At 32.7% G+C, this 14,647-nt stretch carries 16 protein-coding genes and 2 riboswitches; of the genes, 8 read left to right on the top strand and 8 right to left on the bottom strand.

Going from position 1 to position 14,647, the window contains the following annotated elements:
- Nucleotides 1–59 precede the first annotated feature (59 nt).
- A riboswitch (SAM riboswitch) is annotated at nucleotides 60–218 on the bottom strand.
- A 51-nt stretch (nucleotides 219–269) separates the two neighbouring features.
- Complete coding sequence (locus CN692_RS24685) at nucleotides 270–1,064, bottom strand: carbon-nitrogen family hydrolase (RefSeq protein WP_098121796.1); 795 nt, start codon at nucleotides 1,062–1,064, stop codon at nucleotides 270–272.
- Between the two features lie 143 nt (nucleotides 1,065–1,207).
- On the opposite strand from CN692_RS24685, the gene CN692_RS24680 reads away from it, so the two are divergent.
- The 5 genes from CN692_RS24680 (at nucleotide 1,208) to CN692_RS24660 (ending at nucleotide 5,658) form a co-directional block, all read left to right on the top strand.
- A complete protein-coding gene (locus CN692_RS24680) occupies nucleotides 1,208–2,395 on the top strand; it encodes a pyridoxal phosphate-dependent aminotransferase (protein WP_373605057.1) in 1,188 nt (395 codons plus the stop codon).
- A 57-nt stretch (nucleotides 2,396–2,452) separates the two neighbouring features.
- Nucleotides 2,453–2,557, top strand: a riboswitch (SAM riboswitch).
- Between the two features lie 64 nt (nucleotides 2,558–2,621).
- Nucleotides 2,622–3,842, top strand: a complete 1,221-nt coding sequence (mtnW, locus tag CN692_RS24675) for a 2,3-diketo-5-methylthiopentyl-1-phosphate enolase (protein ID WP_098121779.1) — start codon at nucleotides 2,622–2,624, stop codon at nucleotides 3,840–3,842.
- A gap of 7 nt (nucleotides 3,843–3,849) precedes the next feature.
- Entirely contained in the window at nucleotides 3,850–4,503 is a 654-nt protein-coding gene (locus CN692_RS24670; protein ID WP_098121778.1) for a 2-hydroxy-3-keto-5-methylthiopentenyl-1-phosphate phosphatase, read from the top strand.
- Nucleotides 4,500–5,126: a methylthioribulose 1-phosphate dehydratase gene (locus tag CN692_RS24665; RefSeq protein WP_098121777.1), complete on the top strand. Its 627-nt coding sequence runs from the start codon at nucleotides 4,500–4,502 to the stop codon at nucleotides 5,124–5,126. The genes CN692_RS24670 and CN692_RS24665 overlap by 4 nt, the downstream gene beginning before the upstream one ends.
- 19 nt (nucleotides 5,127–5,145) lie before the next feature.
- Nucleotides 5,146–5,658: a cupin domain-containing protein gene (locus CN692_RS24660; protein ID WP_098121776.1), complete on the top strand. Its 513-nt coding sequence runs from the start codon at nucleotides 5,146–5,148 to the stop codon at nucleotides 5,656–5,658.
- Nucleotides 5,659–5,707: 49 nt separating this feature from the next.
- Here CN692_RS24660 and CN692_RS24655 read toward each other — a convergent pair whose 3' ends face one another.
- Nucleotides 5,708–6,406, bottom strand: a complete 699-nt coding sequence (locus tag CN692_RS24655; RefSeq protein WP_098121775.1) for a DUF421 domain-containing protein — start codon at nucleotides 6,404–6,406, stop codon at nucleotides 5,708–5,710.
- 358 nt (nucleotides 6,407–6,764) lie between these two features.
- Here CN692_RS24655 and yjeM point away from each other — a divergent pair, with 358 nt between their 5' ends.
- Together yjeM and CN692_RS26420 are read left to right on the top strand one after the other, a co-directional pair.
- Nucleotides 6,765–8,264, top strand: coding sequence for a glutamate/gamma-aminobutyrate family transporter YjeM (yjeM, locus tag CN692_RS24650; RefSeq protein WP_257144125.1), 1,500 nt, complete (start codon nucleotides 6,765–6,767; stop codon nucleotides 8,262–8,264).
- 82 nt (nucleotides 8,265–8,346) lie between these two features.
- Complete coding sequence (locus CN692_RS26420) at nucleotides 8,347–8,487, top strand: hypothetical protein (protein WP_179865704.1); 141 nt, start codon at nucleotides 8,347–8,349, stop codon at nucleotides 8,485–8,487.
- 54 nt (nucleotides 8,488–8,541) lie between these two features.
- Here CN692_RS26420 and CN692_RS24645 read toward each other — a convergent pair whose 3' ends face one another.
- The 6 genes from CN692_RS24645 to CN692_RS24625 form a co-directional block, all read right to left on the bottom strand.
- Nucleotides 8,542–8,721: a hypothetical protein gene (locus CN692_RS24645; RefSeq protein ID WP_257144124.1), complete on the bottom strand. Its 180-nt coding sequence runs from the start codon at nucleotides 8,719–8,721 to the stop codon at nucleotides 8,542–8,544.
- A 305-nt stretch (nucleotides 8,722–9,026) separates the two neighbouring features.
- Nucleotides 9,027–9,539, bottom strand: a complete 513-nt coding sequence (locus CN692_RS24640; protein WP_098121773.1) for a hypothetical protein — start codon at nucleotides 9,537–9,539, stop codon at nucleotides 9,027–9,029.
- 131 nt (nucleotides 9,540–9,670) lie between these two features.
- Nucleotides 9,671–9,889: a hypothetical protein gene (locus CN692_RS24635; protein WP_098121772.1), complete on the bottom strand. Its 219-nt coding sequence runs from the start codon at nucleotides 9,887–9,889 to the stop codon at nucleotides 9,671–9,673.
- A gap of 484 nt (nucleotides 9,890–10,373) precedes the next feature.
- Complete coding sequence (locus tag CN692_RS26415) at nucleotides 10,374–10,550, bottom strand: hypothetical protein (RefSeq protein ID WP_179865705.1); 177 nt, start codon at nucleotides 10,548–10,550, stop codon at nucleotides 10,374–10,376.
- Nucleotides 10,551–10,657: 107 nt separating this feature from the next.
- On the bottom strand, nucleotides 10,658–11,272 hold the full coding sequence (locus CN692_RS24630) for a TetR/AcrR family transcriptional regulator (RefSeq protein ID WP_098121771.1): 615 nt from the start codon (nucleotides 11,270–11,272) through the stop codon (nucleotides 10,658–10,660).
- Entirely contained in the window at nucleotides 11,226–12,488 is a 1,263-nt protein-coding gene (locus tag CN692_RS24625; protein WP_257144123.1) for an MFS transporter, read from the bottom strand. The genes CN692_RS24630 and CN692_RS24625 overlap by 47 nt, the downstream gene beginning before the upstream one ends.
- Nucleotides 12,489–12,781: 293 nt before the next feature.
- On the opposite strand from CN692_RS24625, the gene CN692_RS24620 reads away from it, so the two are divergent.
- Nucleotides 12,782–14,239: a flavin monoamine oxidase family protein gene (locus tag CN692_RS24620; RefSeq protein WP_098121770.1), complete on the top strand. Its 1,458-nt coding sequence runs from the start codon at nucleotides 12,782–12,784 to the stop codon at nucleotides 14,237–14,239.
- Nucleotides 14,240–14,647: the final 408 nt, after the last annotated feature.

The raw sequence follows: 14,647 nt of genomic DNA, 5'->3' as shown, positions 1-14,647 counted from the left end.
TGACAAAATAAAAAGCCTCTTTTCCGAGACGAAAAGAGGCAATGTTAATTGGCTTTCGTCTCTTATCTACCAGAAAATTACTTTTCTGTTGGAATTAGCACCGTGCCTTACTGAGCAATTAAGCTCAGGCGTATTTATTACGCCCCATCTCACAATGGTATTACAGTCGGTTGCTGGGCATCATCGGGCCAAATCCCTCCGCCTACTCGAAATAAGAGTTCGCATATTTGATTTTATATTCGTATTTTAATTTAAAGAATTTTAGTTTGTCAATTACTTTTTTGTAATTTTTTATAGATTCCTTCTCTTCTATCTTCGAAGATTGGGATTGTACCGCGTATTTCATCGACTTTTTTAGGATCAATTTCGCCAAAAATGATTTCCTCATTCGGACTACCTTTTGAAATTACTTCTCCCCAAGGATCGATTATCATCGAGCCTCCTCCAAATGTATTCGCTAAATCCTTACCTACTCGATTACATGCTACGACATAGCATTGATTTTCAATTGCTCTTGCTTTTAATAAAGTTTCCCAATGATTCATTCGTTGAATTGGCCATTCTGCAACAAAAAATAAAACTTTTGCACCTTTCTGAGAATGAGCTCCGATCCATTCTGGGAAACGCAAATCATAACAAACAAAACCTGCGGCAGTTAAACCATTAATTTCAAAAAGTCCATCGGTCTCACCTGCTTGAAGATAGTGATGCTCGTTCATTAGCTGGAACAAATGAATTTTATCATACGCTTTAACGATTTCACCTGTTTTGCTTATAACAATTAAAGTATTGGTGACACCATTTTCTCGAGCAATTGGAAATGATCCACAAATTAGTGTTACATTATTTGATTTTGCTATTAACTGGAGTTCAGAAATGATTTCCTCTTGATCACCAATATGCAATCCAATTTCTTCCAAACAATAGCCTGTTGTCCATAACTCCGGTAATACGATTACCTTTACATTTTCTTTTACAGCCTCAATAATTTTAGATTTCATATTTTCAAAATTAGCTCTTGATTTGCCTAAAATAACATCAGATTGAATGCAAGCAATTTTCAACATAATTTATTCACCCTATTCTAAATTTTATAGACATTTTTAAATCGAGCATATATGATGGTGAAAGTTATTGCAACAGTCGTTCATGCAAATCATTCGATTACAAAACGATCTAATCTACTTAAATAAATTCTATTTTTGGAGTGATTAACTTGATTCATAATAAGCTATTAAACAATTTACCTAAACAATTTTTTGCTTCACTCGTTCAAAAAGTTAATGAGTCAATCAATAAAGGTCATGATGTGATAAATCTTGGTCAAGGAAATCCAGATCAACCAACACCAGACCATATTATAAAAGCATTGCAGCAATCTGTTGAAAATCCAACAACTCATCGTTATTCACCTTTTAGAGGGATGAGTACATTAAAAAAAGCTGTTGTAGATTTTTATAAACGCGAGTATGATGTTGACTTAGACCCAGAGGAAGAAGTAGCTATTTTATTTGGCGGAAAAGCTGGATTAGTAGAGTTACCACTTTGTTTATGTGACGAAGGAGATACGATTTTAGTTCCAGACCCAGGATACCCTGACTATTTATCTGGTATTTCTCTTTCTAAAACGGTACCTTATATGCTTCCGTTACTTGAGCAAAATCAATTTTTACCAGATTATAGCTTAATTCCTCAGGATGTTTTAGATGCTAGTAAAATTTTATTTATTAATTATCCAAATAACCCTACTGGTGCAATCGCAACAGAAGAATTTTTTAAAGATACTGTGGAGTTAGCAAGAAATAATCATATTACAGTTTGCCATGATTTTGCATACGGTGCTTTTGGATTTGATGGCAAAAAACCATTAAGTTATCTTCAAACTCCTGGTGCAAAAGAGTGTGGTATTGAAATTTATACACTTTCTAAAACTTATAATATGGCTGGTTGGAGAATTGGGTTTGCAGTTGGTAATAAAGAGGTCATTTCAGCTATTAATCTATTACAGGACCATCTTTACGTTAGTATTTTCCCAGCTATTCAAGAGGCTGCCGCTGTTGCATTAACAGAATCTCAAGAAAGTGTGAAAAAATTGTTAGCACTTTATGAAGATCGCAGAAATGTCTTTATTAGCGGTTGTCATGAAATTGGTTGGGAAGTAACGGCCCCAGCAGGTTCCTTCTTTGCTTGGTTAAAAGTTCCTTCAGGATTTACTTCACAGGAATTTGCAGATTTATTACTTGAAAAGGCACATATTGCAGTTGCTCCTGGGAATGGTTTTGGCGAATTCGGTGAAGGTTATGTAAGAGTTGGTCTATTATCAGATACCGAAAGACTAAAGGAAGCGGTTACTAGATTAAAAGAAATCGAATTATTTTCAAAATTTAATGTTTGACATTTAGAATTGTTCATGAAATAATGCGATTATATCAAGAATTCAAAATTAAATATTAACTTATTCAGAGTAGGTGGAGGGACCGAGCCCGATGAAACCCGGCAACCGGCTAGTTAGCTAGCACGGTGCTAATTCTCGCAGCGTTTTGCTGACAGATAAGGTGTAGGTAAACCTCTCCTTAGCGAGAGGTTTTTTGTTTTTAATAAATACTTTCGGAGGTTATGAAATGAGTGGAATAATAGCAACTTACCAAGTTTACGATAAAAATCACAATTTAGAAAAAAAGGCAGAGTCAATCGCACTTGGTTTGACAGTTGGTTCTTGGACGACATTACCACAAAACGATCAAATCCAATTGCAAAAGCATAAAGGCAAGGTACTTTCTGTTCACGAGGTTGGGTGTGAAGAAAATGTCATTAACTTTTTAGGCTATAAACCGACAAAAGGAATTATTGAAATCTACTATCCTAGTTTAAATTTTTCAGCTGATATTCCAGCAATTTTAACAACTGTTTTCGGAAAACTTTCACTTGATGGCGAAATCAAACTAATTGATTTAAATTTTACGGATGATTTATTAAGACTGTTTCCAGGACCAAAATTTGGTATTAAAGGTATTCGAGAAAAATTGGACGTATATGATCGCCCTTTATTAATGAGCATTTTCAAATCAATCATTGGTAGAGATCTTCCATACATTTCGGAAGAATTAAAAAAACAAGCATTAGGTGGCGTCGATTTAATAAAAGATGACGAGATTCTTTTTGACACAATCACATCAATAACTGACCGTGTCACTCACGGGAAAAATATTTTGAATCAAGTCTACGAAAAAACGGGACACAAAACTTTATATGCGGTGAATTTAACTGGCCGTACATATGAGTTAAAAGAAAAAGCGTTACGTGCAGCTGAAGCTGGTGCTGATGTATTTTTATTAAATGTATTTTCTTATGGAATTGATGTACTTCAAGGTTTAGTTGAAGATCCTTCAATCAATGTTCCAATTATGGCTCACCCTGCTGTTTCAGGAGCTTTTACTGCATCGCCGATTTATGGTATTGATGCTGGCTTATTACTTGGTAAACTTTTACGTATTGCAGGTGCCGACTTTAGCTTATTCCCGTCACCATACGGTTCGGTTGCATTACCAAAAGAAACAGCATTAAAAATCGCTGAAAATTTAACAGAATCAAATGGATTAAAAGAAACATTCCCTGTTCCATCTGCGGGAATTCACCCAGCACTTGTACCTCAATTAATTCAAGATTTTGGAATTGAGCAAGTTATAAACGCTGGTGGTGGTATACACGGTCATCCAGATGGTCCGATTGGTGGAGGAAATGCATTTAGAGAAGCGATATCTGCTACTTTATCTGGTGTTGAATTAAAAGATTATGCACTTCCAAATACATCACTTGAGAAAGCATTACAACTTTGGGGGTAAATAAACAATGGCAATAAAGATTTTTTGTGATTTTGATGGAACTATTACAGAAGGAGACAATATCGTCAATTTAATTAAGCAATTTGCTCCGCCTTCAGTAAGCGAATTAACAAGCGAAGTATTAAATGGCAAAATATCGATTCGTGAAGGCGTCGAGAAAATGTTCGCTACAATCCCTTCAACGAAAAAACAAGCAATGACTGATTATGTAATAGATCGTACGGTCATTCGAGATGGTTTTAACGATTTTATTCAATTTGTAAACGAGCAACAAATTGAGTTAAAGGTTGTTAGTGGCGGCTTAGACTTTTTCGTTCATCCTATTTTAGCAGAGTACCTTCCACCTTCTGCTATTTTATGTAATCGTACTGACTTTACAGGTTCAACTGTAAAAATTCATTGGGATCATTCATGTGATGGATTGTGTTCGAATGACTGTGGAATGTGCAAGCCTTCTGTTAAGAGAAAATTTAGTGAATCAAATGATTTTATTATAGTCATTGGAGATTCAATTACTGACTTACAAATTGCAAAAGAAGCTAATTTGATTTTTGCTAGAGATTTCTTAAAGAATAAATGCGAGGAACTTTCCCTTCCGTATATTCCTTTTGAAAACTTCTATGATATCCGAGCTTCACTAGAGAAGGAGGTATTAGTATGAAAGACTTTTTCAAACATTATGATGAAATCCGCGAAGTAAAAAAAGTACTTGCTGACCGCGATTGGTTTTTAGGAACTAGTGGAAATTTATCAATTAAAGTAAATGACGAACCTTTAAACTTCCTAGTTACAACTAGTGGTAAAGATAAAACAAAACATACGTATGACGATTTTTTACTCGTGAATGAATTTGATCAATCTGTTTGGGATGATACAAAGAAACCTTCAGCTGAAGCAATTTTGCATCGTTTAATTTATCAAAATACGAATGCTAAATGCGTTCTTCATGTACACACTTTAGCAAATAACTTTGTAACAAAAGATTTTCCATACCAAGATGAGTTATCTTTTTCAGGTATCGAAATTATAAAAGCATTAGGATTATGGGAAGAAGATGCAGAAATTACAATTCCAATTATTAAAAATCATGCACATATCCCTACTCTAGCAAATGAGTTTCTTCCACATATTAAAAACGATCATGGAGCAGTCCTAATTCATAATCACGGTATTACAGTGTGGGCAGAATCAGCATTTGAAGCGAAGAAGCATTTAGAAGCTTATGAGTTTCTATTCCAATACGCATTACAGGGTATACAAAAAAATTTATTTATTAAAAATTAATTAGTTGGAGGAATGAATTATGGCAACAATTTGGGTAGAAAAAAAAGATTATCATATTACAAGTGATGTAGAAGTAAAAGCCTATTTAGAGGAACAAGGGGTTATTTATGAAAATTGGAATATCGAGCAATTACATAGCTCATTAAAAGAAAAATTTCTCTTATCAGATGATGAAAAAGCATCGATCCTTGAAACATTTAAAGCTGAAATCGATGATATTTCTTCAAAACGTGGCTATTTAGCAAATGATATTATTACGCTTTCAGAAGCAACACCAAATCTTGATGATTTATTAAAAAACTTCAATCGTGAGCATCATCATACGGATGATGAAGTTCGTTTCATTGTTAGCGGCCATGGTTCTTTTATTATTGAAGGAACTGAAGGTTTCTTCCATGTTAAATTAAATCCCGGTGATCTAATTTCAGTACCACCAAATGTTCGTCACTATTTCACATTAGCAGATGATCGTAAAGTAGTAGCTGTTAGACTATTTGTAACGACTGAAGGATGGGTACCTATTTACGAATAATCGTATATAAAAATCAATTGACTCATATCCATTTTAGGATGTGAGTCAATTATTTTTCTACTTCATTTAATTGATCTTCCCGGTAATCAATATATAACGATCCATCTGTTTGTACTTCTACTAAAAATACATCTGAAATTGAGTGAATTCCTGCCCTTTCAAGCTGAGCATTTAACCATTTTTTATCTAAATTTAAATCTGATAGTGCATCTTCATTTACTTCCCCATCAGTAATCACAGCAGTTGAAGTTGGAAATACCAATGTTTTTTTCCACGCTTTATTTTTTTTCGTTTTAACATCTTTTGTTTTCATAACCGATAGACTTCCATCAATTTCAAAAATTGCGTATTCTACATCTTTGAAAGAATAAATATTTTCACTTCGGAGCATCCCTTGAAATTGCTCAGTATCTAATTTAGCCTTTTTTAATGCGTTTTCCATTATTTTACCTTGTCTAATTAATATAATAGGTTCTCCAAGAATTAGTCGACGGGCAGATTTAGATTTTAAACTTATATACCCCATGATGATCGTCAGAACTGCCCAGCCAACTAAGCCAGTTATGCCATCCTCAATATCTAATGTTTTAGATGTCGTAAGTGATGCAGCAATATTTCCAATCGTAATAGCCGTAATAAATGTAAAAACATCTAATTGGCTAATTTCTTTCTTCCCCATTAATCTAGTTAAAATAAATAAAACAAAAAATGAGCATATAACTCTAAATAAAACTTCATTTAAGCTCATTTATTTCATCCTTTCTTTCAAACAAAGCAGTTTTATGTACTTACTAATCAACTTAGCGTTTGAAAAATCGAAATAAACTATTCCTTAATATAGAAAAAATAATGTTTTCTAACCTTCGAGATACACCAATTGTATACAACTATTGAAAAGAAGTAGCTATCATCTCCATTTTTCCAAATTATATCTTTACAAAAGTAAACAAATTTAGAATTGAAAGTTTTGTTTCTTCAATCTGATTCCATTTCTAATCACGCTAATGAATCAATTTATACTCTTCATTTTAGCGACTAATAATTTACCGATTATTGAAGAAAATATTTATATTCTTTCATAATCAATAAATTATTGAGGTGAGGTCTTGAGTAAAAAACTTTCGCTAGTCGGTTTAATATTAATGGTATTTACAACTGTATATGGCTTCGGTAATATACCAACTGCTTTTTATTTAATGGGATATAGTGCAATTCCATGGTATTTACTCTCAGCTATTACGTTTTTTATTCCATTTGCTTTTATGATGGCTGAGTTCGGAGCAGCTTACAAGCATTCTGAAGGTGGTATTTATACATGGATGGCTGATTCAGTTGGACCAAAGTTTGCCTTTATTGGTACATTTATGTGGTTCTCATCCTATGTAATCTATATGGTAAGCGTTTCTTCAAAGGTTTGGATACCACTTTCAACGTTCATTTTTGGTAGAGACAAAACGCAATCACTTTCCTTATTTGGCCTTTCCTCTACACAATCAATCGGTTTATTAGCATTACTTTGGATGCTAGTTGTTACTTATTTTGCTTCAAAAGGAATTGAAAGTATTAGTAAAGTTACAACCATTGGTGGAATAACTGTATCCTCATTAAATATAGTACTCTTAATCACAAGTATCATTATTTTTGTATTTAATGGAGGAAAATTTGCTCAACCTATTAAAACTTTTTCATCTGCATTCGCTCACTCGCCGAATCCAAATTATATATCCGGCCTTGCCATATTATCATTCGTAGTATTTGCCATTTTTGCGTACGGTGGCTTAGAAGCTATTGGAAGTTTAGTTGATCAAACAGAGAATGCCGAACGCAATTTTCCAAAAGGGATTACAATATCAGCAATTATTATTTCAGTTGGCTATTCATTAGGAATCTTTTTAGTTGGTATTTTTATAAACTGGTCGCATGATTTAAGCGCGAGCTCGACCAATCTAGGAAACATCACATATGTACTCATGTATAATTTAGGTTTAGAGCTTGGAAAAGCTTTTAATCTTTCGTCAGCTACATCAGATACTATAGGCACTTGGTTTGCAAGAATCACTGGTTTATCAATGTTCCTTGCCTACACTGGAGCATTTTTCACCTTAATATATGCACCATTAAAAACGATTATTAAAGGAACACCAAAATACTTATGGCCAACTAAATTTTCAGATACAAATGAAAAAGGTATACCAGTAAATGCCATGTGGATCCAATTTGCAATTGTTTCAATTATCATTATCCTTACTTCTTTTGGGGGCCAAGGCGCATCTTCATTTTTTAACAAATTGACTCTAATGACTAATGTTTCGATGACTTTACCTTATATATTTTTAGGAATTGCCTATCCAATGTTTAAAAAGAATGATCGAATCGACAAACCATTTCAAATATTAAAGTCAAATTCTACTGCTTTATTTGCTAGTATACTCGTCATATTAGTAGTTGGATTTGCTAACTTTTTTACAATCATCCAACCAGCTATTGAAGGTGATTTTAACTCGACAATATGGATGATAGCAGGTCCAATCTTCTTTTCAATATTGGCATTATTAATCCTTAGTCGCTCTAGGAAACAACACCAAAAAGAGAAGAAAATCGCTTAACAATTCTTTCCCACAATTTGTTAACATCACTTTTGAAAGTAAGTTAGAATTGTGGCACATACTAATTTTGGAGGTGATAATTATGGGTCACAATCAAAATCCACATGTAAAAAAGAAAAACAAAGATAAAGGGCAACCAACACCAGCTGCAATCAATTCTGAAGGCTATTTTGCCCCAAGTAAGTCAAATACTGAAGCTCTTAATGAAACTAAAAATCAATAAAAAAATGACCGTCAAATTATTTGGCGGTCTCTTTTATCAGAATGAGACAATACCTCATTCATATATAAGGAACTGTTCTCTTTCTTTTTCAGTTAAATCTTTAGGTTTAATTCCTTTTTCGTTACAGTAATCATACATTGCTTTAACTCGAACTATCGCTGCTTTCTTGACGTTCGGATTTACATAAACTCCATCTGGGAACCCTTTTTCAAACTCATTTATTTCTTTTACCATTGCTTCACTCACCTTTTTTAAAGGGTACATCTAACCATAATGGATTTAAAGTCATAATAAAGTATTATCCCGGACGGACATATTCCGATATTCCAATATTATCAATTCACTTTCTTAGCTCTTTGCAAAATTATAGCATGGTACAAGAAACTTTTGGTAATCAAGTAGTGTCAATACTGTTAACTCTTGTGCACATTGAATACATTGGAATAATAATATTAACGAGCATTTTGATCAAATAGAATGATAATTTAATTCGTATGTTAAGTGCGCTAATTCCTTATAGAATTAATATTTTCTTTTAGTTATTTACTCATCGAATCTGCAGTTTTTACTAAATCTCTAATAGTAAATTGTTTACCTGTTTCCTCTGAAAAAAGAAGTGAAATTGAATGATATAGCCCATCTTTCTTCCAACGAATCGTTTTTGTATTATCATCATCATCAACAATTAAAACTTTTGTACCATCTTTTAACTTTGTTGTTTTTAATGGTTGCTGATTTTTGGGGAAGGTGTACTTTTTATTATGATAAGTGATGACAAACATTGTGATCTCTTCTTCTTCATTTGAGTAATTAAAAGAAGTAGCATTAATAGCTCCATTTGCTTTATTTTTTAACATATCCATTGTGACATCATTTGCTCTAAATGGTAACCTTTCTGGTACTACTAGTTCTTTTTGTACATCTTTAGGTAATTGATCTACCACATTTTTCACAGTTTTAGGATATTCTTTTTTTAATGATTCAACTGCATTATTACCATGCGAACAAGCTGTTATGAAAAGAATTGAGAATAAAAGAATTATTTTTTTCAATTCACTAAAAGCCTCCCTACTTTTCCAAATCTATCGTTTAATTTTTCTATTTAATATCTCTAAATATCGTCATTTTAACCTAAAAAAAGAAAAACTGCCTTTATTGTATAAGACAGTCTTTAATCTTATTCTTATAGTTCAACAATAACAATTTTCCCTTGTTGTACATATAATAATATTTCTGCATTTTCCGTTTCATTTCGGTATGTATAACATGTAAGATCTTCAATTCCACCGTGTGAAACATCGTGAACTGTATTTATTAGTTTGTATTTATTACCTCTAAATTCTATTTTTCTTTCGATAGATGGCTGTTCTTCTAAAATTTGTTCCTTCGTTCGAAAATTCATGTAATCACTCCTTTGTTCATCAATAGTATTGCCATAATCTTAGTTTTCAATTTTATGTGCCGTCCTCCTAACTTTTGTTTTCCCATAATATGTAAATTCAATTATTTTATCTATTTACCTTCCATTTCACATAATGAAAACTTCTTTATTTAGAAATCTTTTACTACATGATAAAAATTTAAGTGTCATAAATTAGTAGTAGTGATAAAAGAGAATAAACGGCTACTTGAGAACGTCCTAAAAGTCAGCGCAACTAACGAATAGGCAGCCCTTATTTATTTACGAGAAATATCGTTTATTTAAGTGGGGTATCTTAGTGCTGTTTTTCAATTAGAGTTGATTTTTTTTATAGATAAATAGTAGATTTCTTCACTTTTTTAGGCGTTTCAGAAAGAATTAGAGCAATTTTTTTAAATTTCTAGCTTTGTACATCTACTTTTGAACAATAATCAGGCTAAGTACCCTAACCGGTATGGGTATTTTCCTATCTAACAGGGAATTTAATTGCAGTTTCGTTGATTTTATTTGCAGTTTCTATATTTTTATTTGCAGTTTTACTGATTTTATTTGCAGTTTCTGATTTCTTATTTGCACATTGAACAGTTTTATTTGCACTTCGGCCTTTATTTGCAGTCTCTAATTTCTTATTTGCACATTGCACAGTTTTATTTGCACTCCGACTTTTATTTCAACCACTTTTCTTCAGAATATTTTCCATATATAGAAAATGAGGGTGTCCATATAGCCTATTGGACACCCACTTTTTTATTAGACTTCTAGAGCCATTTTTAAAAATTCTACAAACAAGATTGATTGTTCTCTCATCATCAATTCCTCATTCGAAATGATTGCATAATCTAACGCTAGTCCATCAATAAAAGAAACAATCATTCTTGCTACTATTTCACTATCATACTTAGTGCTAAATTCTTTATTTTTTTGACCTTCTTTAATGACATCAGAATAGATTTTTATCCCAAAATGATAGCGCTCTTTTCCATATTTTCTTCTTCTGCTATCATTTCGACCAGTAATAAAAAACTCTAAAGTACTTGGTGCCAAAGGATCCATTTTATCATTTGGCACCCTGCTTTCACCAAATAGTCTTAGTAAAAGTAACTCCCAATATGAATCAACTTTTTGATTTAACTTCTTACGTGTTTCATCATACACCCTCGAAAGTGAATCAGCTAGGATGGCTTCAAACAAATCTTCTTTATTAGCAAAATATTGATATAATCCACCTCGACTTACGTTTGATGCATCCATTACATGCTTCATCGTAGTTCTTTCATAACCATTTTCAATAAATACTTGTTTAGCAGCTTCTAATATTTTAGTTCGACGTTGCTGTTGGTGCTCCTTGCTGACTTTCGGAGACATCTTTCTTCCTCCGCTCTAATCTGTTTTTTGTTAAAAGTCCGATTAGTGAAACAAACACTAAAAGAGACGCAGTTATTATAAATGTTGGAATAACACCTAAAACCGTTGATAACCACCCTCCTAATAACGGGCCGATAATTGTTGCAGTAGTTGTTACACTACCTATTACACCAAATACTCTTCCTGTTAACGCAACAGGTGTTTCGACTTGAACTGATGCCTGGAATGGTACAAAAACTAAACAAGCTGCAAAGCCTGCAAACAGACCTAATAACGGTGCCCAAACAATTGAATAATCGACATTATAATGTGTGAATACCGCCATCATACCAAAACCAAGTCCGATTCCACAAACTCCAATTAACATTAAAGGATAGGCACGATAATTCGTTTTCTTAACTAAAATTAAACTAGAAAAAAACATTCCAACCCCAGATCCAGTTACTAAATAGCCGAATAAACCTGGAGATGCATTTTTAAGTTCCCTGATTAAAACGATAATTTGTGAATCTGATAATTGCAAGATTAATAGACTAAAACCTAAAAACAACATACCTACTAAAATTTGTGTATTTGATTTAATAAATGTAACGCCTTCCAAAAATTCAGCTTTAAAAGTAGATTTGCCCTTTTCTTTTTCTTCTTTAATTTGCTCAACAGCTTTTGGCAGAAAGAAAATTAAGATTGCCGAGATAATAAAAGAAACTGAATTAATATAAAAAACTGGCGTAGTACCAGCTGCTGAAACTAGTATCCCACTTAAAATCGGTCCAAAAATTTTCGTTGCCGAGTCAATCATCGTTGTAATAGACATCGCACTCTTTATTTCTTCATTCGGAACTAATTCTTTTAATTTACCGTTTTTTGCAGGATTAAAAATTGCAGAAAATAGGCCAATTGTAAACAAACAAATATAAACCATCCACAAAGTATTTGCTAATGCAAGGATAACAAACAATCCCGCCCGAACAAGATCAGAGATAACCATTAAATATTTTCGCCCAAACCGATCTGCTATCGTCCCTGCTACCGGTCCTAATAAAGCCATTGGGACAGCAAGACATAAAATAATAAATGATACTTCAATCGGCGTTGCATTCCACTTTATCCCAACAAGAGTAACAATTGCTACAATACTTAACCAATCTCCTATACTAGAAATTGCTTGAGCCGTCATTAATGTCAAGAAACCTTTATTATTCATGATCCCCTTCATCAAACTTACCCCCTTAAAACGACATTGGTGTCTTTTTTATTTAATTATAGCGACACCGATGTCGTTTTTCAATCAGTTTTTTCTGATAATTTCCAACTATTTATTAATTCTTCGTTTAACTTTATTCAAAAATGGGATTAAAAGTATATTTTTTTTGCTTACTTGCAAACTTCCCTTTAAGTAAGTTGTCTTTGCGCAGTTTTTATATAGCAGTAGCCTTAATTATTCTAAATATGATTAAAAGAGAATAAAATTTCAAATGATAAAAAAATTTATAGAAAGAGTTGGTTCTTATGAGTCTAATCCATAAACTTTCAAAGGACCAGATGATTTCCATCATTCGTAATGGATTAACTAAAACGAATAATCCACAAAAAATTACGATTGTCGGAGCAGGATTGGCAGGTCTAGTAGCCGCTTCATTATTAAAGGAATCAGGTCATCAAGTGATCATATTAGAAGCAAATAATCGTGTAGGTGGGAGAGTTTATACGGAAAGAAAAGCTTTTACCAATAGCCAATACATGGATTATGGTGCTATGCGTATACCTGAAACTCATTATCTTGTTTTTGAATATATTAATAAATTTAATTTATCTGTTCATAGGTTTATTAATAGTACTCAGAATGACTTGATTTATATTAATGGAGTAAAAACTACAAAAAAGGAATACGAACAAAATCCAGATATTTTAGGCTATCCAGTCACTCCTTCAGAAAATGGATTGAGCTATGAACAGCTTTTAGAATTAGTTCTTAAACCTATTTTAGATTATATTAATCAAAATCCTGATGCTCATTGGGAAGAGGTTATCAAGCATTTTGACCATTATTCGATGGATCAGTTTTTAAAATATAATCCGAACGGTACTAAATTATCCCAAAATGCTGTTGAATCAATTAAAGCCCTTGTAGGTACAAGAGGATTTCCAGAATTAGCATTTACAGGTATATTAAGAGAATTCATGATTTTATTTTCAAACCCCAATTTATATGAAATTACTGGGGGAAACGATAAACTGCCAAATGCATTTTTATCTCAATTAAAAAAAGAACTATTTTATGGTCAAAAAATGACAAAAATAACTCAAGATAAGGAGCAAATAACAATTCAAACGGTACACACACAAAGTAACGAATCATTTCAAACTTCTTCAGATCTGGCGATTATTACTGTTCCATTCTCAGTACTTAATTTTGTAGAAATCATACCTCAGAATTCCATATCGTATAGTAAGTGGCTAGCAATCCGAACCACTCACTATTTGGCATCCACTAAAATTGGTTTACAATTTAATACGAGATTCTGGGAGAAAGAAGGAATATATGGAGGAAGGTCAATTACTGATTTACCTATACGTTTTACCTATTATCCTAGTAGAAATTTAGGCAGTGATGGACCTGGAACTGTTTTAGCTAGCTACACTTGGGAGGACGATGCCTTATATTGGGATAGTCTGTCTGAAAATGAACGGATTCAACAAGCATTAAAAGATTTATCCTATTTATTTGGCAATCAAGTATATACTGAATTTGTAACAGGCTTCACTCATAGCTGGACCCAAGATCCATATGCAGCCGGAGCAGTTTCCATGTTAAAGCCAGATCAACAAAAGGAAATTGGAGATTATATCGGTTCTCCAGAAGGACGAATACATTTTTCAGGTGAACACACATCATCAATACCAGGTTGGATGCAAGGTGCGATTGAATCTGGCATTCGAGTTGCGTATGAAGTAAATTCACAGTAAAAATTTATTTAACTTAAAGAACGAAAAGTTGCTTAGGCAACTTTTTTTGTAGGCAATCGTATTATTTACGTAAAACTGACAGAAAAATTATATACTAACTAATTTAATCACCCTGTCCAATTGAAAGGGATTGAATAATGTATTTAATGTCGACATTTAAGAATATTAAAACTAAGTGAAGGTGAGACAACATTGGCTGCAATGTTAAATCTATTAAAACCAATTCTCAAATGGTTTTATAGAAAAAAGACAGAAAAAGCTATAAGAGACTATATAAAAACTATTGAAGAATAAATAAAAAAAATTACTGAAAATTTGTCGGATTAATGTCATCCTGCTCAAGTAGTCAATTTCGTAAAAAAAAATAGAAGCACAATTCGGCTTCTATCTTTAATTTAATTTATTTTC

Origin of the sequence: Bacillus sp. AFS002410 (assembly GCF_002556365.1) — a bacterium.
Lineage (GTDB): Bacteria > Bacillota > Bacilli > Bacillales > Bacillaceae_G > Gottfriedia.
This window is presented reverse-complemented; position numbering and strand designations above follow the sequence as displayed.

Bases quoted from the DNA above. Each gene is read 5' to 3' on its own strand.
- CN692_RS24655 (WP_098121775.1), bottom strand. From the start codon at position 6,406: ATGAGCTTAAATGAAGTTTTATTTAGAGTTATATGCTCATTTTTTGTT.
- CN692_RS24630 (WP_098121771.1), bottom strand. From the start codon at position 11,272: ATGTCTCCGAAAGTCAGCAAGGAGCACCAACAGCAACGTCGAACTAAA.
- mtnW (WP_098121779.1), top strand. From the start codon at position 2,622: ATGAGTGGAATAATAGCAACTTACCAAGTTTACGATAAAAATCACAAT.
- CN692_RS24665 (WP_098121777.1), top strand. From the start codon at position 4,500: ATGAAAGACTTTTTCAAACATTATGATGAAATCCGCGAAGTAAAAAAA.
- CN692_RS24670 (WP_098121778.1), top strand. From the start codon at position 3,850: ATGGCAATAAAGATTTTTTGTGATTTTGATGGAACTATTACAGAAGGA.
- CN692_RS26420 (WP_179865704.1), top strand. From the start codon at position 8,347: ATGGGTCACAATCAAAATCCACATGTAAAAAAGAAAAACAAAGATAAA.
- CN692_RS24635 (WP_098121772.1), bottom strand. From the start codon at position 9,889: ATGAATTTTCGAACGAAGGAACAAATTTTAGAAGAACAGCCATCTATC.
- CN692_RS24645 (WP_257144124.1), bottom strand. From the start codon at position 8,721: ATGGTAAAAGAAATAAATGAGTTTGAAAAAGGGTTCCCAGATGGAGTT.
- CN692_RS24620 (WP_098121770.1), top strand. From the start codon at position 12,782: ATGAGTCTAATCCATAAACTTTCAAAGGACCAGATGATTTCCATCATT.
- CN692_RS24660 (WP_098121776.1), top strand. From the start codon at position 5,146: ATGGCAACAATTTGGGTAGAAAAAAAAGATTATCATATTACAAGTGAT.
- CN692_RS24625 (WP_257144123.1), bottom strand. From the start codon at position 12,488: ATGAAGGGGATCATGAATAATAAAGGTTTCTTGACATTAATGACGGCT.